Below are 19578 nucleotides of genomic sequence, written 5' to 3'. Positions count from 1 at the left end.
CCCGTTCACCGAGCCACCCGTTTTACGGGTGGCGGCGACTTGTTACGATTATTTTAATAATTCCGCCGCTTACTATCCATTCCACCCTCTCTAGTGTATAATGATTGAAAGACAAAATGGAGGTAAATACCATGAAGCAGAAGCCTGATAATGAAACAAACCCACGCACCCCATCCACCCTTCTTGAAGCGTTGGAAAAGTGGCATGAAGACGACCAGTTCCAGGATATCATTGATGCAATCGAAGCCCTGCCAAAGGAGCAGCAGACACCGGAATTAATCAGCCAGCTGGCGCGCGCCTACAATAACCTGGCAGAACCAGGGGACAGGCATCTGTTTAAAAAGGCAGTGGAACTCCTTAAAGCCGTGGAAGAGGAATATGCAGGGGAACATAACTGGAATTACAGGATGGGTTATGCTCTGTATTATCTGGACCAGGAATCCAGGGCAAAGTATTATTTTGAAAAAGCGCTGGAGTACAGGCCGGGAGATGAGGATACGCTGGAGATGATATCCCTGTGCCGGAAAGTCCTTGCGCTTCCCAATGCAATGAAGCCCTTTTGCGAGAGGGTTAAAGAGGGATGGCAGTCATTTCTGGAAGGGGAATGGAAGCTCAGGCAAATGCTTGATGCAAAGCAGGGAGGGGAACCGGTGGCTGATTTATGCCATCAGCTTCTCTCTCCTGCATTTGCCGGATTGTATTTTGAGGTGGGCTGCAACGGCGGCAGATATGACCTGATCCTGTCGCCGGAAGGAGACAAGAGCCGCATTTTTAAATTGATATACTTTATGGAACACGCGCCAAAAGAGGTACACAAGAACTGGAATATCCTGGTAGGACGCCATCCTGCCAATGGGTTTGTACTCAGGATGTATGACAGGGATATCGGGACAGAAGATGCAAGGGTCTGGGTGGAGGAGCTGGAAGATAAACAAATCGGGCTGTCTATTTACTGTGAAAAACTGCTGCCCCTGTTAAAGGAAAATGAGAACCAGGCGTATAGCCTGATGTCTGTCCTGCTGGACCAGGCCATTGGGGAAATCCCCGCCATCCGGTATGTGGGCTATATGGATCTGCTGGAAGCGCCGCAGGAGGGGGAAGATATATGCCTGGAAGACCTTTTGGAATACATAAAGAAGGACAGGGAAACCGTTACCGCGGACCAGATGTGCCATTGGTACAGCGCATATGAGATGAAGCCGTCCGAGGAAGAGGAGTGGGATCTGCGTGAAGATGTATATGCAGGAGTGACCACATGCCTCCCGGTTGTCAGTGCATATTACAGGGGAGATGATGGCATCATGGAGGATTTCCACCAGGATGGGGCGGTCCCTGCCTTTTTCTATTATACGCTGGAGGGTATACCAAGGAACCAGATACTGGATCTGCGGGATAAGCTGGAACAGGAGATATCAGAAAAATGTGGGGATGCAGTTGTATTTACCGGAGGCGCCACGGGGACGGAGTTCGGGTACCTGGATTTCATTGCATGGAACCTGACCGCTGTGCTGGATGCCGCGGTGGAGGTATTCAGGAATCAGCCTGTTAAGGAGGCCCTGTTCCATACCTTCCGCCGCAATGTGGGCAGTATCTGGATAAAAAAGGAGGAGGCATGAGCATTCGGTTTGCGTTTGGCGCCAAAGTAAGGAAAAAGGAAGCCCTGATCCAGGCCGTCCGCAGCCTCGCGGCATCCGGGGGACAGGGTGTGCAGGAGGACAATGACCATATATGGATATCCTTCTGTCCCATGGGCGGCATTTCCATGAGCTGGGAGCATGAAGATGGACTGCTGGGGCAATGGGTCATATCTGGAGAATGCTACTCCACACCCTGCGGACCTGGATTCCATAAGGCGGCAATCGAATTTGTGGATGCACTGGGCAGATCCGTCCTCAGGGGCCTGACTGTGTCGGATGTGACTGATTATTACAGGCACAGGGACTTCCAGCGTATGAAAAAGGAACATTTCTATCCGTGGCTTAAGATGCTGGTCAATCTGTGCAGGGAGCGCCTGGCCTCAGGGGAATACGGCAGTCTCTGCCTGTGCTGGGACCTGGATCAGTACCAGCCCGAGGATATCCCGGGAACCGTTGTCACACCCATGGGACGGTTTGGGATTGCAGGTATGGTCAAGGCCGTGGAGTGTCTTGGAATCGGGTGGCTGGCAGACCGGTTCTTCATATGGAACCAGCCTGAAAAGGATGCCGCATACTACAGGAACCGTGCCCTGAACCTGATGTGGGAAAAATGCTTCTTTGGCCCGTCAGACCGCAGCAGTCAGGATGCGGACATTAACCGTGCTGCCCTTGATGACCTGGAGCAGGCGTACAGGCTGGATTCCAGGATTCCCCTTCCCATAGAAGCATACCTGCTGCTGTGCGGTCTGGACAGCCGGACACCCATCATACCGGATACGGCTCAGGTATTGGAATCCCTGTATCCGGTGGGCTTTAGAAGGGGAGAAGTGACACACGCATACGGCGTCCTCCGTCTGACCCTTCCGGGGAATTATCTGTATGAGTGGGAAGAACAGGAAAATGGCAGGGGCTGCGGCTTGTGGTGGGACGGTACCGGCAAGGGGCCCATATGGAGGGTGAACGGGTTCCGGCTTCAGGGAAAGGAGGCCTCTCTGGAGGGTGGTTTTGACGGACTGACGGATATCCGGGACCTGGACATGCCAAACGGACGGGCGCGCTGGGGCTGGCACAAGGTGGAGGATGGAAAAGACGCTTATTATCAGGTGTTCTGTAAGGCTGTTTCAGGGCCATCCCTGTTCCTTATGACCATTACCTTTTTTGAGGAAGGGCAGCGGGCAGGAGTCTATGGACTGCTGGGTAAATTAAAGGCGGTTAAGGAACAGGAACCGGAGACGTATACAGAGACTTATGATTAAGCTGGCAGTAATCATGATAGGGTAATTAATTGGATAAAATCAAGAGGTGTGGGGAATGAAGCTTCGGTATTTGCTAGGATTAATGTCCACAATATGCATTGCCGGTATGCCATCTGTTTCACTTGCCGGGCAATGGAAGCAGGACACAGGGAAAACCCCGGAAGCAGGGGTCAGCAATTACTGGTATGCTGAGGATGGCGGCAGCTGCCCAATGAATACATGGAAATGGATTGACGGCAGATGCTACTATTTTAATCAGGATGGCTGGATGGTGTCTGCTGCCGTGACTCCAGACGGTTATAAAGTCGGTTCAAGCGGGGCCTGGGTTCCGGATATGCTGAACGGATATCCAATGAAGATTTCTTTTCATACATTGCCTTTTACTTTTACGGAGGAAGGCAATGAATATCACACACAACATACTGAAACCATAGATACAATCGTACGGGAGCTGGGCAGCTTGGATCTGACGGCCATACGGCCGGGGGAAGATACTTTCTATATGGGACAGTCAAGTACATTGACTCTATTTTATGATGACGGAACCAGCCAAAGTATTAGCTGGCTGCCTCCTGTGTTATGGGCAAATGGCTCCAGTTACTGGATAGAAGGCAATATTGGCATCATTAATGGAACAATCTATAAAGATTGGTATCAGTCCAATGCAGATAGTGGAATATATACGGAATTACCGGAAGGCTCTGTTACAGGATTGGAGATTAACAAGGAGAACGGTGCCATCGCGTCTTTTATTTTGCAAAATGACTTAGGGACATATCAGATTGATTGTTCGGATTCAATTACGATAGACGGCACCGGAGCCGGATGGGCTGTTCTGTTTCATGACTTTAGGGTGAGGGTTTTGTATGATTCTGTAAACAATGGGATTTATGATGCAAAGATTATCCTGATTACCCATAGTGCAAAAGAATAGAAGGAGGATATCAGTATGAACCAACAACAGGCGGCCATGCAGTCAATGAAGGAGTGGCTTTCCCATCCGGGAGAGCTGGGAAAGGAACCGGCTAAGATAGAACCGGCAGGGGAATTCGACCTCCATGACCTGCATTATTATATGTTCAGATATAAGAAAGGCATGTTTGGCAAATGGCTTCTGGGGGTCTGCGGCGGATACGGGCCAGAGGATACGGAACACTGCGGCCATGTATTCAGCGAGATGGAACCATATGATGCTGCAACCGCTGAGGACAAAGCAAAAGAAATGGTGGAGATGATCCGCCGTTACTGGATGGAGCAGGCAGATGCGCTGGAGCAGGAAAACCGGCATACGGACCATGAAGGTCCAGGTGAAGGAAGCCCGGACACCGACGGGGAAAATGACAAGGCAGGAACATTCGTAGGCTTTGTCCTGCTCTCAGAACCCCACTGGTCCCCGGATAAGCTGGCCGCGGACATGAAGGCGGACTGGGGGATTGACTGCAATGAGGAAGAGGATGAAGAGGCGTCGGAGGAACGTGTATCCGCCGGTGACAAAGGTGAAATGACACATGATGACGAGGATACTCCTCACATCTACTCTGTTAAGGGTCTCAGGCTGGTGGTCGCCATGATGGATGCGCCGGTGCCGGACGGGGAGGCAGAGGCCAATGCTGCCAACAACTATATGTGGCCGGAGGCCGTGGAAACCGTTAAGACCCATAAGGCCCATCTGATGGTTGCTGTCATGGGGACAGACGCGCCTGTAAAGGAGCGCGGCCTGCTGTTTGCCAAGCTCATGGCTGCCTGCTGCAGGCAGGAAACCGTTCTGGGCATTTATACAAGCGGAACCGTATTCCAGCCCCGGTTTTATCTGGATGCCTCAGAAATGATGAAGGACGGCGGACTCCCTGTCCTGAACTGGATTTATTTTGGCCTGTACCAGACCGAAGGTGGATGGAACGCCTATACTTATGGAATGAGGGCCTTTGGCAGGGATGAGATGGAAGTACTGGACGTCAATGCTAATCCCCAGGAACTGAGGGATTATCTCCTGAACCTGGTATATTATGTGCTGGACGGGGATGTGGTGCTCAGGGACGGGGAAACCCTTGGATTCACTGCTGATCAGAAGCTGCCTATTACGCGGGGGCAAGGCGTTTCGCTGGATGGGATTACTTTGAAGATTGGGTATCCGGGATAGCGGTATGGATATGAAAAGGGCGGGGAACTTCCCCGCCCTAAACGGACCCTGGCTTTGGGCCGGTCCACATTGTCATTCCTCCAACATCTTAATATCCATATCCTTTGGCAGCACCAGGCTCAGGAACACGGACACAACAAACACAACAGCCACCACATTTGCAGAGAATACGGACTGCACAAGCTCCGGGAAGATATCCCATATGCCGATCTCGCTGGCAGTGGTGAAGCCGATGCCCACTGCCAGGGAAAGGGAGACAATGGTGATATTGCGCTGGGAGAAGCCGCATTTTGATATCATCTGCACGCCTGAGGTCAGGATGGAGCCAAACATCATGATGGTACACCCGCCCAGGACAGCCTGGGGCAGGGAGGCAAAGAAGTTGCCTACCGGTGGGAGCAGCCCGGCCAGGATCATACAGGCCGCGCCGGTCATGATGGTGAAGCGGTTCACTACTTTTGTCATGGCAATCAGCCCGACGTTCTGTGAGAAGGACGTGACAGGAGGACAACCGAACAAAGTGGAGACAGCGGAACAGTATCCGTCGCAGGCAAGGGAACCGGAGATTTCCTTTCCTGTGATTTCACGGTTCAGGCCGCCTGATACAAGGGCGGATGTGTCGCCGATGGTCTCTGCCGCGGACACTAGGAAAATGATGCAGGCAGAGATGATTGCCCCTGCGTGGAACTCAGGAACAAAGGGAAGAAGGGACGGCAGGGCGATGATACCGCCGGACATGATCAGGCTTAAATCCACCTTGCCCAGGAAAATGGCAATCACATAACCCACAATCAGCCCTGCCAGCACGGAAAGCTGCTTTAAATATCCTTTTGCAAAAATGTTCCACAAAAGGCAGGTGAGCAGTGTCAGCGTGCCGAGAATCAGGTTCTGGGCAGAACCGAAGTCATCTGCATAACCGCCGCCAAAGGAACGGGCGCCAACCGTGAAAAGGGAGAATCCAATGGCTGTTACCACGGAAGCAGCAACAACCGGCGTGATGATCCTGCGCCAGTATTTGGCCAGAAGGCCCAGGGTACCTTCAAAGATACCGCCGATGAGCACCGCGCCCACCACGGATGGATAACCGTAATTGGCCGCAATGGTGCTGAGCACCGTGACAAAGGTAAAGCTGACGCCCATGACCACCGGAAGCCTGGAGCCAATCCTCCAGACCGGGTAGAGCTGGACCAGTGTGGCAATCCCTGCGACGAACATGGCGTTCTGGAGCAGGATGGCTGTCTGGGCCTGGGTCAATGCGGGCTGGGCAGCGCCTGCGATGATGGTTATGGGCGCAAGGTTGGAAACGAACATTGCCAGAATATGCTGCAGGCCAAAGGGAATGGCTTTGCCAAGCGGCACCCGTCCCTCCAGCTTATAAATATTATTAATACTGCAATTTGCACTGCTGTTCATGATTTTGTTACCCCCTGTTATTTTTTAGGACCTGATTGGTATCTGTCCGGCAATCCCTTAAGATTCCGCCTTATGGCTGATCTGATATACCTCTTCCACAATCCGTTCCATTGCATTCAGGATGTTTTCGTATCCCGTGCACCTGCACAGATGGCCGGATATCAGCTTCTTCAGTTCTTCCCTGTTATATTTCTTGCCGGTTCCCACAATCTCCACCGCGCTCATGATAAGGCCGGGCGTACAGAAACCGCACTGTACCGCCGCCTCCTCGATGAATGCCTTCTGGATCGGGGACAGTTCCCCGTTTGGCCCCTTTAATCCTTCCACGGTCATGACGCTTTTGCCTTCTGCCCAAAGTGTCATGTAGATGCAGCTGTCAATGGCTTCCCCGTTTACCAGCACGGTACAGGCGCCGCATTCCCCGACCTCGCAGCCCTTTTTAACAGATGTAAGCCCCAGACGCTGGCGCAGTGTGTCTAACAGGGACTCACGTTCGTCCACTGCCAGCTCCACATCCTTTCCGTTTACTTTCATGTGCACAATCTTAAGCATCTATCTCTCCTCCTGCCTTTTTAATTGCTTCTTTCAGCGCGCGTTTGGACAGCTCCTCAATCAGCTGAAGCCTGAATTCCTTGGAAGCCCTCCATGAGGTACGCGGATTGACCTGTGTAAGCGCATCCCTTCCAAAGGCAAGGATGGCGTCATTGTCATTGATGTCATGGCCCTTCAGGCCTTCTTCTGCCTTGAGGCAGCGAAGGGGTGTGGGACCGGCCACGCCATAGCCCAGCCGTACATCCTCAATCTGTTTTTTGTCCGGGGACAGCTTTACCCTTACGGCGCAGCCCAGGGTGGCTATCTCCATGGCCTTACGCTTACCGTACTTGATATAGTGTCCGGTCCAGCCCTCGAAGCTATCACGATGGATCACAAATCCCTTACAGACCTCGCAGCGGTCCCGTACCGTCCGCCCGGGACCCGTGTAAAATTCACATACAGGCACGGTGCGCTCCCCTTCCGGTCCCTCCAGGACCACGTCCGCTTCCAGGGTCCACATGGTGGAGGCGGAATCAGCGGAAGTTGCGCCGTTGCAGATATTCCCGCCAATGGTACCGGTGTTTCGTATCTGGGGGCCGCCAACCATATCCACGGCATCCCCCAGCATGGGGATGTATTCCTGGATCAGGGGGTCATTGGTGATATGGGAAAAGGACGTCCCGGCGCCAATCCACAGATTGCCGTCCTCAAGCAGCTTCACGCCCTTTAGTTCCTCCAGGTTGTGGATGGATACCAGGGAACGTCCTGCATCCTTCCCCTCCCGCACGCGGATCAGTACATCGGTGCCGCCGCTGATGATTTCGGCATCCGTGTCCTTTAAAAGGGCCTGGATTGCATCCTGCACGCTCACGGCCTCATAAAATGATTTAATGTCAAACATGGCTCTCTCCTTACTTCGGATTTATTGATATCTGGTCTGTTAATATCCGGTCTGATTATACCGGGTCTATTTATATCAGACCTTTTTCCTTGAATTTCTCAATCAGCCTCTGGGCTGTCATGGGCGTCACATTCATGTGGACGCCGGTTGCATTTAAGATTGCATTGCGGATGGCGGGAGCCACCGGAATAGCGGGAGGCTCTCCCAGGGATTTGTTGCCGTAAGGGCCGGTGGGGTCTTCTAACTGGATGAATTCCACATTCAGGTCCGGCGTGTCCATGGCAGTGGGAATCTTATAATCCAGCAGGTTGTTGTTCAGCGGACGTCCTGTTTTTTCATCCACCAGAAGTTCCTCTGAAAGCCCGTATCCCAGTCCCATGCTCATGCCGCCGTGAACCTGGGCGCGCGCTGTCTGGGGATTGATCAGGATACCTGAATCATGGACATTGATGATATCCTTCACTGTCACCAGGCCCAGGGGCATATCCACCTCTATCTCCACAAAACAGCAGCCGGAAGAAAAGGTGTTGTCCTTGCACTGGTTGGTCACTTCCGCAGTGATATGTATGGAGCGGTCCAGGGAGTAGAACGCGGTATCCGCTACCACGGACACGTCAAATAATTCCGGCTCGCCGCCGCTTACGATTACCTTGCTGTCTGAAATGTCCAGCATGTCTTCGGTGATTTCCTCCCCCTCATGAAGGCCAAGGGCTTCCCTGATCCGCATCCCGGCTGCCATTACTTCCTCGGCATACACTGTCCTGGACAGATCCGTTACATCGTGGTTCAGCATGTATGCGGCGTACTCAAGGATTTTGTGGCGGAACTCCTCACCGCATTTCTTACAGGCCATGCCGGACACATAGGTCTGGCGGGATGCATAGGCGCCTGTATCAAAGGGGGTGATGTCCGTGTCCTGGGTGGATACGATATACACCTTATCAAAGGAAATGCCGGTGGTTTCCGCCGCCATCTGGGAGAACACGGTGTCCGCGCCCTGGCCGATTTCCGTGGCGCCCATACAAAGCTGCATGGATCCGTCCTGGTTTAATATCATGCGGGTGGAGGCTGTTTCCAGGGAAATGGGATGCACCCCGGTCTTGTAGCAGAAGATTGCCATGCCCACGCCCCTGCGGACCGGGCCGGTCTGGTTCCTGTATGCGCTCCATTTTTCGTCCCAGCGGATGTGCTTCCTGCCAGCCTCAATACACTGCTTTAATCCATAGGAGTGGAAGGTGATGCCGTTGGACGGATCCACGAACCCATCCTCCATACAGTTCTTCAGACGGAATTCGCAGGGATCCATGCCAATGGCATGGGCCAGGTCATCGTTCAGGCATTCTGCGAACCAGTCTGCCTGCGGGATGCCGTAAGCCCTCATGGCCCCGGCTGTGGGAGAGGAGGTATACACGGTATAGCAGTCCACCTCGGTGCCATATTCATCCCGATATAAATCCTTAAATACATTGCCGCAGTTGGCGCAGATTGCATGACCGTGGGAAGCGTAACCGCCGTTGTTGGCAAACGCCTCCAGCTTCCTGGCAAGAACGCGGCCGTCCCTGGATACGACGCCCCTGCATTTACCCTTTATGGCGTGGCGTGTGCGTGTTCCGGAAATGGTTTCCTCGCGGCTGATTTCCAATCTCACAGGCCGTCCGCCCACGGAGAGGGTAAGGAAGGCGTTTAATGGTTCGTAGAGCACATCCTGCTTGTTGCCGAAACCTCCGCCGATATATGGCTTGATGATGCGCACCCTGCCGATGGGAATGCCAAGGGCCTGTGCCGTACATCTTCTGACAATGTGCGGGATCTGGGTAGAGGAGATGATGGTGACTTTCCCATTGGTGTCCACATAGGCCCATGAAACAGGAAGCTCAATATGGCAGTGGGAGATACGGGGGGTGTCGTATTCCACGTCCATGGAAACGATATTGTCCGCGCCATAGGCTTCCACGGCTTTTTTAAGTCCCTCTTCATATGTAAAGCTGCTGTCCCCCATGGTCATATGGGAGTGTACGATCACGTTGTCCTTCCTGATATCCGGGTGCAGCGGTGTGGCGCCCTCTGCCATGGCTGCCATGGCTGTGACAATGGGTTCATATTCTTCATATTCCACGCGGATTAACCGTGCTGCCTGGAAAGCCGCAACCTCGTCCTCAGCTACAACAGCAGCGATGTCATCCCCGTACAGCCGGATGCGCTCGTTCAGCACCTTGCGGTCGCAGATATCCTGGTGTTTGGTTTCCACGCTCCAGGGGTGGCCTGCTGTGGGGAACTGGCAGTTGGGTACGTCAAAGCAGGTGACAATCTTAACCACGCCAGGCACCTTGTAAGCCTCAGTCAGGTCAAAGCTCTTGACCCTCCCGTTGGCTATGGTGGAGTGCACGACCCTGCCGTGAAGGATGTCCCTGGGTTCCAGGTCCGCCGTATATTTGGCTTCTCCTGTCACCTTTCCGTAAGCATCAACACGTTTCACTTGCTGCCCTACAATATTCATTATTCTATTTTCCTCCTTGTATTTTTTGCCAAAAGATATACCGGAATGTTCAGAATTGTCCTTACACAAACAAAAAAAGAGCTGACTACATAAGATATGTAGTCAACTCTTTAAGGTAGTTGGTAGAGACTCTGGGCCAATCCCCAGGATATACATATTGGCAATGAATCTGTTAAATTGTTTTCATGTGTTATATTATAATACCTAAAAAAAATTTAGTCCATAGGCAAATTTCTAAAAATTATTTGTAAATATTTGTGCAGTATGTACAAATATAATGGCACCATAATCGTATATTATTGCCAATAAATAAGAATAGCACCCATACCATTTGACTTGTCTGCCCGCATCCTGCTCATGGTTCCCGCATCCTGCTTATGATTCCTCCGCCCTGCTTAGAAAGCCGCAGTTGAACGTGGTTTTAGCTGGCTGCTTACGGAACAGGAAATTTCCCCTTCGCACCGATGCCAGCACGCCGACGCGTTCACGGATGGCCTCAAAGGCATCCGGGGCATCCAGTACAATGAAGTCTGCATCGTTACCCGGCCGTATCCCATAGCTTCCTTCCATGGACAGGGTGCGGGCGCCATTGTCCGTGATGTAGCAAAAGCTGTTTTCTATTTCAGGAAATGACATCAGGTGGCAGATGTGCAGGCCAAAGTCCAGGATGGTCATAAGATTGCCGTTGCCTAAAGGATACCATGGGTCGGAGATGGAGTCCTGGGCAAAGCAGACATTGATTCCTGCCCCGCTTAGCTCCTTGACCCGGGTCAGGCCGCGGCGTTTGGGATAGGAATCATACCTGCCCTGGAGGTGGATGTTCTCGGTGGGGCAGGATATTATGTTGATGCCTGAACGTTCTAACAGCTGAAAGAGCTTATAGACGTATGCATTGTTATAGGAACCCATGGCGCAGGCATGGCTGGCAGTGGTGCGGCTGCCAATCCCGTTCTGATAGGCCAGGGCTGCCAGGGATTCAATGAACCGTGACTGCTCATCGTCTGTCTCGTCACAGTGGATGTCAATGAGCTTATCATATTTAAGGGCCAGCTGAACCACTGTCTGAATGGATTTTTCGCCCCATTCCCTGGTGAATTCATAGTGGGGGATGGCTCCGACCACGTCAGCCCCCATGATCAGGGCCTCTTCCACCAGCTTATGGCCGTTGGTATATGAATACATCCCTTCCTGGGGAAATGCTATGACCTGAAGGTCCAGCACCCCCTTCAACTCGTCCCGCAGTTCCAGGATGGCCTTTAACCCGGTAAGGGACGGGTCTGTGACATCCACATGGGTCCTCATGTACTGGGTCCCATTGAGTATTTCCTTTTTTAACGCGGTCCTGGCACGTCTTTTTATTTCCTCCACGGACCGGTTCCGTTTTCCATGGGACCACCGTTCAATCCCCTCAAAAAGGGTTCCGGAACAATTGTCTGCGCCAGGTTCCCTGGCAGTGTATACATAATCCAGATGGATATGGGAATCCACAAAGGGAGGGAGCACCAGCTTTCCGTTAAGGTCGCAGACATTCCCTATGGGATATTTTTTATTCAGACATGGCCCGATTTCCAGGAAACGGCCGTCCTCCACCAGCAGGTCGCATAAACCCGGCTCATGATTCAGATGCGCATTGGTAAACAAAATTGTATTCAATTGATTCATTCCCTCCATATGAGTTTTAAGACCACATTACAGGAAAAGGACAGAAAAGTAATTGTGTTAAAGTAACAAAAAATACCTGGTTCTTTTGTGCGCGATAAGACGAAAGAACGGCCCGTATGTTTGTGTGTGCCGCACCTTAAACTGACCGGGGAAATCCGGTATGATAGCTGCATGAGGAAAAGGGAGGGACAAAACAATGTCAGGACATATTAAGATGAAGGATATGACATGGACAGAATATGCGGGGAAAAAGGAGGATATCCTGATTCTTCCGATCGGGGCAACGGAACAGCACGGGCCTCATCTTCCCCTGTGTGTGGACACGGTGCTGGCGGAAGAGTTTTCATACCGCATTGCAGGACAGGTGGACGGGATCGTGGCCCCGGCCCTCTGCTATGGATACAAATCAAAACCCTTCAGCGGGGGAGGCCCGCTGTTTCCTGGGACAATTGACCTGAACGGCCAGACGCTGCAGAACCTGGTGCAGGATGTGATTGACGAGTTTGTAAGGGACGGATTCAGGCGGATCCTCCTGTTCAACGCACATTTTGAGAATGAACCCTTTGTGGTGGAGGCAATGGACCTGTGTTCAGCCAGGCATGGGGATAGGGTAAGGCTCCTGTTGATGAACTGGTGGGACCCCATGTCGCCCAATATGATTGGACGGATATTTGACCAGGTGCCATTCCCGGGCTGGGCACTGGAGCATGCAGCCATTACGGAAACCTCCCTTATGATGTATGTTGCGCCGGAGCTGGTGCGCCAGGACCTGATTGCAGATGTGGGGAAGACGGATCCGGGATTCTGCTACCGGTATCCCATTGATAAGGACAGCATACCGTCCAATGGGGTGCTGGCCACAGCCAGATCCTCCTCTGCCCAGAAGGGGCAGTGGATTGTGGAGGACGTGGTATCCAATATCAGTGATTTCATCCGGCGGGAATTCTGCTAAACAGCATGAAGGTAATCATACAGGAGAATGCTGTTGAACAGTTCCAGGTTTTTCAGCGCATTGGACAGATCCGTGTGGAGAAGTTCTTTTATCAGGGATAAACGGTAGACCAGGGTATTCTTGTGGATGAACAGGGCCTGCGCGGTCTGGCTGGAATGGCAGTTGTTGATGAAATAAAGCCGGAGTGTCTCAAGGAGACTGGATGAATGCTGGGTATCGTATGATATCAGGGGATCAATATTTTTCATGCAGTAATCCCGGATGGACTCATTTTTATCAAGTTCAAACAGGATGCGGTAGATTCCCAGGTTTTCGTAATGGATGATGTGGTTGGGAAACAGGGCGTGCAGGTTTTTGGTGGACAGGGCCACCGTAATCTCATGGTAGCATTGTTTAATCTGATTCAGTTTGGTAAATGTGCGGCTGAACGCCATTTTCATGAAACCTCCCCTGGACGCGTGAAGCGCCTGTATGTATTCAAAGTTGTTCGATATGGTGTTCTGGAGATAGACGGTATCGCTTTTGCTGTCGGCTGTCAAAAGAAAAATCAGCCGGTTGGCATAGGAACAGCTGAGGATGGCCAGACGGCTGGACAGGGCAATATTCCGTACGGAGGCAGACAGGTGCTGGAAATTGGATTCAATGGCTTCTGAGAATACATTGTCCGCGGATTCCACCACGCATATACAGTATTGGGAATGAAGCCGGATGTTATAAAAATGCATGATGGAGTCAATGTCGCTGTTGTTGGAAAAAAGCAGGCTTTCAAGGAAGAAGCGGACATTCTTGCTTTTCTCCTTCACCTGCTCCATCAGTTCAATGATTTCCCGGGTCGCGTCAATCAGCTTCACATCCCAGGGCATCTGGAACACGGGAAGCCCTTCCTGGTCCGCTTTCTCAATTACCGCCTCAGGGATTTCAGGTATGTATTGGGGATTGAGCAGGAAAACGATGCCGGATAGGTTTTTCTGGATGCATTCATCAACCAGGTTCAGCAGGGATTCATCGTCCGAGGGGATACCCACTCCTGTCAGGAAGAGGAGCTCGCCTCCGTGGAGCCATTGGGATACGCTTGGGGTGGCGCCCACGTAAGGCCAGGTGATTTTCCTCCCCAGGCCGGTCCTGCCGCCCCTTAACCGGGCGTCGCGGAAGGAGGACAGTTTAAACAGATCTTCACAGTAAATAGCCATTGTTGTTACTCCTTTCATTGTTTGCTGAAGATAGTACCTAAAATTATACTAAAAGACAGGATAGGCATACATGTGTGGGGGGAACGAAGAATAACATGGAACAATTGTGTGGAACAGACAAAAAATATGAATACAAGGAGAAATCATTATGAAAAGAGCATGGGAATACGACTATGAATTTTTCTGTGACGCAATTCCGGTAAGGGACCGTACGGATTTAATCCAGTGGGATAACTTATTGGAGGGAAAATTCCTGGAGGAAGCAAGGCAGATGCTGGAAACCGGAAAGGGGGCATGGATTAAGCCGCTGCCGGAATCCAAGGCGCCCTATTCCAAGATGCTGGGTGCAATTTCCAGCATGAGGAACATGGGGTACGATGTGCAGGAGGCGGACCTGCTGATCACGGAAGCATTTAAGGCCATTGATGAGGACAGGCTCATAGACCTGCAGATCATCAATGCGCGGGTATTCAAAGCCCTGGCAGAGGCGCCCAAGATAGAAAGCCATCCATACTGGTCCTACACGGTTTACAACAGCTTTGAGCAGTATGCGCAATCTGTGAAGTTCCAGGAATATCCGGACTATAAGCTGCCTGGACAGGAGGCGCTCTTTGAGAAGGTCCATGCAGGATGGCTGGGGGAAATCATTGGCTCCGCCCTGGGAACTGCGGTGGAAGGGTTTAAATCCTCCAGGATATGGGAGGTTTTCGGTGAAATAACGGAATATGTGAAACCGCCGGAAACCCTGAACGACGACATTACATTTGAACTGGCCCTTTTGGAGGCGTTCCGGGAAAAGGGATATGATATTACCTCAGAGGACATAGCGGATAAATGGGTGGGATATATCCCCTTTGCTTATACGGCGGAGGAGATTGCGCTGAACCATCTGCGCCACGGCATCTATCCGCCGGAAAGCGGTTATGTGGCCAATCCTTACCGTGAAATGATCGGGGCCGCCATGCGTGCCGCCATCTGCGGCGCCCTGGCACCCGCAAACCCAAGGATGGCGGCAGAACTGGCCTGGAGGGACGGATGCGTTTCCCATCACAACAACGGTATCCTGGCAGAGGTGTTTAACGCGCTCATTGTCTCCATGGCTTATGTGGAAACCGACATGCAGGTAATCCTTGACAAGGCCATGCGGATGATTCCCCGTGACAGCGAATTCTACAGCGTCCTTGCATTTGCATGCCAGGCCTGCGGACAGTCCAGGGATTACCGCCAGGCTTGGGAACTGTGTGAGGAAAAATATAAGGAATACAACTGGGTACATGCGTATCCGAACCTGGCTGCAGAGGTCGTTGCAATCCGTTTTGCAGGCAACAGCTTTGAGCGCGCCATGACGATATTGATGATGGCAGGTCAGGATAATGACTGCACGGGCGGACCCATTGGACATGCATATGGGGTAATGCTTGGACTGGATGCACTGGATGATAAATTTGTTGCTCCCCTCAGGGACCAGTTAGACACCTATGTGAGGACCATGGAAAGCCAGTCCATAACGTCATTATCCAAAAAGACCACGGATGCCATTCTGAAATATAATTAAACATGAGAAGGGAAGGATCAATTATGAGAGTGAAGAAATTAGCAGCGGTTACATTGTGTGTTGCACTGGGGTTATCAACCGTACTGGCCGGCTGTGGGAAGACGGCGCAGACCGCAGAAAGCGGGACAGCCGCGGCAGGGCAGACGGATGCAGGGCCGGACGCATCTGCCAAGACGCCGGAGACAGGTGGGGCTGCAAAGGAGAGCAAGGCAGGGGAAGGGAAAAGCGATGAGAAAAAGGTAATTGGCCTCTTGATCCCGTCACCTGTTGGGGACCCGTTCATTGCCCTTTGCGTCAAGGGCCTGCAGCGCCTGGCAGATGAAGAGGGAGCCGAATTAAAGATTGTGGAGACACTGGACAAGGCCGAGTATGAGGACCAGGTCCGCGCCATGGCAGACATGGGGTACAACCCTGTTTATACCATGTGGGGCGACCTGTCGGAGATTGCACTGAGGCTTGCGCCTGAATACAAGGATACGGATTTTGTCCTGTGCGATGTATATATGGAAACCAATGAGCCCAATGTAAGCTCCGTATCCGTGGATCCGTCTGAATCCTCCTTTATTGCAGGCGTGGTTGCTGCCAATAACACGGAAAAGAAGAAGGTAGGCTTCATTGCCCATGCAGACCGCCCGGTCAGCCGCAAGTACAGGGATGGGTTCATCCATGGGGTCCACTATGTAGACCCGTCCATCCAGGTGTCCGTGGCTTATGTGGGCAATGACCAGGATCCTGTCAAGGGGCAGGAGGTTGCCAAGCTGATGATTCAGAACGAGGGCGTTGACTTAATCTTCCAGTCCGCGTCCAGAAGCGGCCTGGGCGTCATTGCGGGCTGTGATGAGCTGAATGTAAAATGCATCGGCAGCGATGATTATCAGGGCGATGTGGGAAAGAGCGTCATCTGGTCCGCCCTAAAGCCCATTGACGAGGCTTTGTACAGAGAAGGAAAAGCCTCCTTTGACGGGACCTTTGAGGGCGGGGACAAGGAGTATGGACTGGCCCAGGATCTTCCGATGTATACCCAGCAGGAATTTGACAAGCTGACGCCTGAGCTTCAGGAGACAGTGGAAAAGGTTACCCAAGACATAAAAGCAGGAACCATTGATGTGACAAAGGACACCGCCGATTAGGGGATTTAAGACATACCCTGACACGGCTTACGCCCCGGCAGGGGGCGGGAATATTCTCCGGCAGTTTACCTTGCTGCCGGAGAATTCCTTAAAAGGGAGGGATCTTATGGATGAAATTATCCTTGAGGTAAAACACATTTCAAAGTACTTTGGGCAGCTGGTGGCAAACAATGACATCAGCCTGACTGTTAAGAAGGGTACCGTGCACTCCATCATCGGGGAAAATGGGGCCGGCAAAAGTACGCTGATGAATATGATATCCGGTATTTATAAACCCAGCAAAGGGGAAATAATCGTTAAGGGGCGCAAGGCGGTATTCAGGAACCCCAATGATGCCACCAGGTGCGGGATTGGGATGGTGCACCAGGAATTCATGCTGTTTCCCGAGCTTACGGTGCTGGAAAACCTGATGATGGGATATGAGACAAAAAAGGCAGGGGGATTCCTGGACAAGAAGGCTGCCAAAAAAGATATTGAGGAGATTGCACACAAGTATGGTTTTTCCATTCCTCTGGATGAACGGGCGGAGGATCTCCCCGTATCCCTTCTCCAGCAGGTTGAAATCGTAAAGATACTGTATAAAGGCGCGGAGCTTATTATTCTGGATGAGCCCACGGCCGTGCTGACACCCCAGGGCATCGAGGGGCTGTTCCAGGCAATCCGTTACCTGACAAAGCACGGTAAGACCGTTATCCTGATTACCCATAAGCTTAAGGAAGTAATGGAGATATCAGATTACATCACGGTTTTGAAAAACGGCGAGGTGACCGGGAACCTGTATCCTGGGGATACGGACGAGCATGGGCTGGCAAGCCTTATGGTGGGACGCCAGGTGCTGTTTAATACCAGCAAACAGGAAAAAGATACAGGCGGCACGGTGCTTGACGTAAAAGGGCTGACTGTTATGGGAAGCGATGGGATTGAGAAAGTAAAGAACGTGGACCTGTCAGTAAAAAAAGGCGAGATTGTGGGAATCGCAGGTGTTGCCGGCTCTGGACAGGGTGAACTGATAGAGGCGGTCTTCGGACTGAGGAAGCCGAAGACCGGAACGATTACATATAAAGGCCAGGACATAACCTTTGCCACGCCAAAGGAAAAACGGGAAAAGAAGATCGGATACGTGCCCCAGGACCGTCTGGCCACGGGATGCAGCACGGACTGCAGCCTGGTGGAAAACTGCATCATGGGTTATCATGTGGCCCACAGGTTCAGGAACCCCCTTCTTGTGAATAAAAAGGAAGCTGAGGATTTTACCAGGAAAGTGGTGGAACAGTTCCAGGTAAAGACCCAGGATATCCATGATAAGATGGGCACCTTGTCAGGCGGCAATATCCAGAAGGCCATTGTGGGCCGTGAATTCCTCCAGGATAATGACCTCCTGATCATAGAGGACCCCACCAGGGGAATTGATGTGGGCGCCATAGAGTTTATCTGGCAGAAAATCATCGACATTGCCGGGAAAGGCGTTTCCGTGCTTTTGGTCAGCCATGAGCTGGGCGAGGTGATGGAACTGTCCGACCGGATCCTGGTCATGTATAACGGCGAGATTGTGGGGAACCTGGAAAACACGCCGGATTTAGACGAAAAGACCATAGGACTGTACATGTTAGGAGGGAAGAGGGATGAAATTTAGACTGGCACAGAATACCAAGCTGGAAATCCTCAAATACATCTTATCCATGCTGATGGTCATGCTGATCGGCACCTGTATCATACTTTCCCAGGGAAACAGTCCCACAGAGGCATTTCAGGCGCTGATCACGGGTTCCGTGGGAAGCGTCAGCGCCATCGGGACAACCATCCGCTGGGCAACGCCCAGTATCATAACAGGGATTGCGGCCGTGATTGCATTTAAATCCGGAATCTGGAATGTGGGGATTGAAGGGCAGATGTATTTCGGTGCATTCCTCGCGGCCATCATCGGGGCATCGGTTGCGGTACCGAAAATCATACATATACCGCTGTGTCTGGCAGCTGCCGGAATCGGCGGGATGCTGTTTGCGTTCATACCGGCAATCTTAAAGCTGACGCTGAATGTAAATGAATTAATCTGCACCCTGATGTTAAATTATGCGGCCTCCCTGTTTACCGAGTACCTGACCTTCAAGTATATGGGGTTTGACGCCTCCGAACTGGCGGACGCCATTGCCACCCCGGACATGTTCCCCACTGCGCGCCTTAGCACCATCATACCTAAGACCAGCGCCAGCACCGCTATTTTTATTGCCCTTGGAATCGCCATACTGGTGTATCTTCTGTATAAATACACGGTAAAGGGATATGAACTGAAGATGGTGGGGGAAAACCTGCGGTTTTCCAAATACGGCGGTATCAACTATAAGAGGACATTCATCCTGATTTTCCTGCTGAGCGGATTCATTGCAGGCGTCTGCGGCGGAACCGAGATGACGGGTTCCTTTGGCAAGTTCAGGCCTGCATTTGCCACCAATCTGGGCTGGGACGGGGTCATGATTGCGTCCATTGCCAAGAACAATCCCATTGCAGTCATTTTTATTTCCATATTCTGGGGAATGTTAAAGAGCGGTTCCTTCCACATGGAAAGGGTGACCAATACCAACCGTCTGGTAATCTCCGTGCTCCAGGCCGTATTCGTTCTACTGGTGGCCGTGGACTACGAGGCCCTGTACAGGTGGCTGTGTGAAAAACGCCAGCTTCGGATGCTCCGCAGCCAGAAAGGGGAGGTGTAGAAG

General features: G+C 51.9%; 15 protein-coding genes and 1 riboswitch. Of the genes, 9 read left to right on the top strand and 6 right to left on the bottom strand.

Translation table 11 applies throughout. The features are described from left to right. Positions 1 to 131: 131 nt before the first annotated feature. Genes DWX59_RS08340 through DWX59_RS08325 form a run of 4 tightly spaced genes read left to right on the top strand, consistent with a single transcriptional unit; the run spans position 132 to position 5033 of the window. Positions 132 to 1616 (top strand): tetratricopeptide repeat protein, encoded by a 1485-nt coding sequence (locus tag DWX59_RS08340; protein ID WP_117557961.1) that lies wholly within the window; start codon positions 132 to 134, stop codon positions 1614 to 1616. After that, the gene (locus DWX59_RS08335) at positions 1613 to 2893 is read left to right on the top strand and encodes a hypothetical protein (RefSeq protein WP_117557959.1); all 1281 of its coding nucleotides are present in this window, start codon (positions 1613 to 1615) and stop codon (positions 2891 to 2893) included. Before DWX59_RS08340 ends, DWX59_RS08335 begins: the two co-directional genes overlap by 4 nt. Positions 2894 to 2948: 55 nt before the next feature. Further along, on the top strand, positions 2949 to 3827 hold the full coding sequence (locus tag DWX59_RS08330; protein ID WP_117557957.1) for a hypothetical protein: 879 nt from the start codon (positions 2949 to 2951) through the stop codon (positions 3825 to 3827). 15 nt (positions 3828 to 3842) lie between these two features. Beyond that, entirely contained in the window at positions 3843 to 5033 is a 1191-nt protein-coding gene (locus tag DWX59_RS08325; protein WP_173906018.1) for a DUF4261 domain-containing protein, read from the top strand. A gap of 72 nt (positions 5034 to 5105) precedes the next feature. Here the strand turns inward: DWX59_RS08325 and DWX59_RS08320 are convergent, their stop codons facing one another. The 5 genes from DWX59_RS08320 to codA all read right to left on the bottom strand — a co-directional run bounded on the left by DWX59_RS08320 (position 5106) and on the right by codA (position 12031). Then, complete coding sequence (locus tag DWX59_RS08320; RefSeq protein WP_117557953.1) at positions 5106 to 6446, bottom strand: uracil-xanthine permease family protein; 1341 nt, start codon at positions 6444 to 6446, stop codon at positions 5106 to 5108. Between the two features lie 57 nt (positions 6447 to 6503). Continuing rightward, the gene (gene xdhC, locus DWX59_RS08315; protein ID WP_117557951.1) at positions 6504 to 6998 is read right to left on the bottom strand and encodes a xanthine dehydrogenase subunit XdhC; all 495 of its coding nucleotides are present in this window, start codon (positions 6996 to 6998) and stop codon (positions 6504 to 6506) included. After that, a complete protein-coding gene (gene xdhB, locus DWX59_RS08310; protein WP_117557949.1) occupies positions 6991 to 7881 on the bottom strand; it encodes a xanthine dehydrogenase subunit XdhB in 891 nt (296 codons plus the stop codon). Before xdhB ends, xdhC begins: the two co-directional genes overlap by 8 nt. A gap of 70 nt (positions 7882 to 7951) precedes the next feature. Continuing rightward, positions 7952 to 10378 carry a xanthine dehydrogenase subunit XdhA gene (gene xdhA / locus DWX59_RS08305; protein ID WP_117557947.1) on the bottom strand — a complete coding sequence of 809 codons (2427 nt, stop codon included), beginning with the start codon at positions 10376 to 10378 and terminating at the stop codon, positions 7952 to 7954. A gap of 79 nt (positions 10379 to 10457) precedes the next feature. Next, positions 10458 to 10554, bottom strand: a riboswitch (purine riboswitch). 199 nt (positions 10555 to 10753) lie between these two features. Further along, complete coding sequence (gene codA, locus DWX59_RS08300; RefSeq protein WP_117557945.1) at positions 10754 to 12031, bottom strand: cytosine deaminase; 1278 nt, start codon at positions 12029 to 12031, stop codon at positions 10754 to 10756. Between the two features lie 205 nt (positions 12032 to 12236). On the opposite strand from codA, the gene DWX59_RS08295 reads away from it, so the two are divergent. Beyond that, the gene (locus DWX59_RS08295) at positions 12237 to 12992 is read left to right on the top strand and encodes a creatininase (protein ID WP_117557943.1); all 756 of its coding nucleotides are present in this window, start codon (positions 12237 to 12239) and stop codon (positions 12990 to 12992) included. On the opposite strand, the gene DWX59_RS08290 is transcribed toward DWX59_RS08295, so the two are convergent. Then, positions 12989 to 14182: a PucR family transcriptional regulator gene (locus DWX59_RS08290; protein ID WP_166460196.1), complete on the bottom strand. Its 1194-nt coding sequence runs from the start codon at positions 14180 to 14182 to the stop codon at positions 12989 to 12991. The genes DWX59_RS08295 and DWX59_RS08290 overlap by 4 nt on opposite strands. Positions 14183 to 14330: 148 nt before the next feature. On the opposite strand from DWX59_RS08290, the gene DWX59_RS08285 reads away from it, so the two are divergent. From DWX59_RS08285 to DWX59_RS08270, 4 genes are all read left to right on the top strand, one after another. After that, positions 14331 to 15737, top strand: a complete 1407-nt coding sequence (locus tag DWX59_RS08285) for an ADP-ribosylglycohydrolase family protein (RefSeq protein ID WP_117557939.1) — start codon at positions 14331 to 14333, stop codon at positions 15735 to 15737. 23 nt (positions 15738 to 15760) lie between these two features. Continuing rightward, complete coding sequence (locus DWX59_RS08280) at positions 15761 to 16867, top strand: BMP family ABC transporter substrate-binding protein (protein ID WP_165641518.1); 1107 nt, start codon at positions 15761 to 15763, stop codon at positions 16865 to 16867. A 106-nt stretch (positions 16868 to 16973) separates the two neighbouring features. Continuing rightward, positions 16974 to 18500, top strand: coding sequence for an ABC transporter ATP-binding protein (locus DWX59_RS08275; protein WP_117557935.1), 1527 nt, complete (start codon positions 16974 to 16976; stop codon positions 18498 to 18500). After that, a complete protein-coding gene (locus DWX59_RS08270; RefSeq protein WP_117557933.1) occupies positions 18490 to 19575 on the top strand; it encodes an ABC transporter permease in 1086 nt (361 codons plus the stop codon). The genes DWX59_RS08275 and DWX59_RS08270 overlap by 11 nt, the downstream gene beginning before the upstream one ends. Positions 19576 to 19578 lie beyond the last annotated feature (3 nt).

This window comes from Enterocloster aldenensis (genome assembly GCF_003434055.1).
Classification (GTDB): domain Bacteria; phylum Bacillota; class Clostridia; order Lachnospirales; family Lachnospiraceae; genus Enterocloster; species Enterocloster aldenensis.
The sequence above is the reverse complement of the archived record's forward strand: the minus strand, read 5'-3'. Positions and strand labels throughout refer to the sequence as shown.

What these genes read in the sequence shown, in the direction of transcription:
- DWX59_RS08340 (WP_117557961.1), top strand. Translation starts at nt 132, where the DNA reads ATGAAGCAGAAGCCTGATAATGAAACAAACCCACGCACCCCATCCACC.
- DWX59_RS08335 (WP_117557959.1), top strand. Translation starts at nt 1,613, where the DNA reads ATGAGCATTCGGTTTGCGTTTGGCGCCAAAGTAAGGAAAAAGGAAGCC.
- DWX59_RS08330 (WP_117557957.1), top strand. Translation starts at nt 2,949, where the DNA reads ATGAAGCTTCGGTATTTGCTAGGATTAATGTCCACAATATGCATTGCC.
- DWX59_RS08325 (WP_173906018.1), top strand. Translation starts at nt 3,843, where the DNA reads ATGAACCAACAACAGGCGGCCATGCAGTCAATGAAGGAGTGGCTTTCC.
- DWX59_RS08320 (WP_117557953.1), bottom strand. Translation starts at nt 6,446, where the DNA reads ATGAACAGCAGTGCAAATTGCAGTATTAATAATATTTATAAGCTGGAG.
- xdhC (WP_117557951.1), bottom strand. Translation starts at nt 6,998, where the DNA reads ATGCTTAAGATTGTGCACATGAAAGTAAACGGAAAGGATGTGGAGCTG.
- xdhB (WP_117557949.1), bottom strand. Translation starts at nt 7,881, where the DNA reads ATGTTTGACATTAAATCATTTTATGAGGCCGTGAGCGTGCAGGATGCA.
- xdhA (WP_117557947.1), bottom strand. Translation starts at nt 10,378, where the DNA reads ATGAATATTGTAGGGCAGCAAGTGAAACGTGTTGATGCTTACGGAAAG.
- DWX59_RS08295 (WP_117557943.1), top strand. Translation starts at nt 12,237, where the DNA reads ATGTCAGGACATATTAAGATGAAGGATATGACATGGACAGAATATGCG.
- DWX59_RS08290 (WP_166460196.1), bottom strand. Translation starts at nt 14,182, where the DNA reads ATGGCTATTTACTGTGAAGATCTGTTTAAACTGTCCTCCTTCCGCGAC.
- DWX59_RS08285 (WP_117557939.1), top strand. Translation starts at nt 14,331, where the DNA reads ATGAAAAGAGCATGGGAATACGACTATGAATTTTTCTGTGACGCAATT.
- DWX59_RS08280 (WP_165641518.1), top strand. Translation starts at nt 15,761, where the DNA reads ATGAGAGTGAAGAAATTAGCAGCGGTTACATTGTGTGTTGCACTGGGG.
- DWX59_RS08275 (WP_117557935.1), top strand. Translation starts at nt 16,974, where the DNA reads ATGGATGAAATTATCCTTGAGGTAAAACACATTTCAAAGTACTTTGGG.
- DWX59_RS08270 (WP_117557933.1), top strand. Translation starts at nt 18,490, where the DNA reads ATGAAATTTAGACTGGCACAGAATACCAAGCTGGAAATCCTCAAATAC.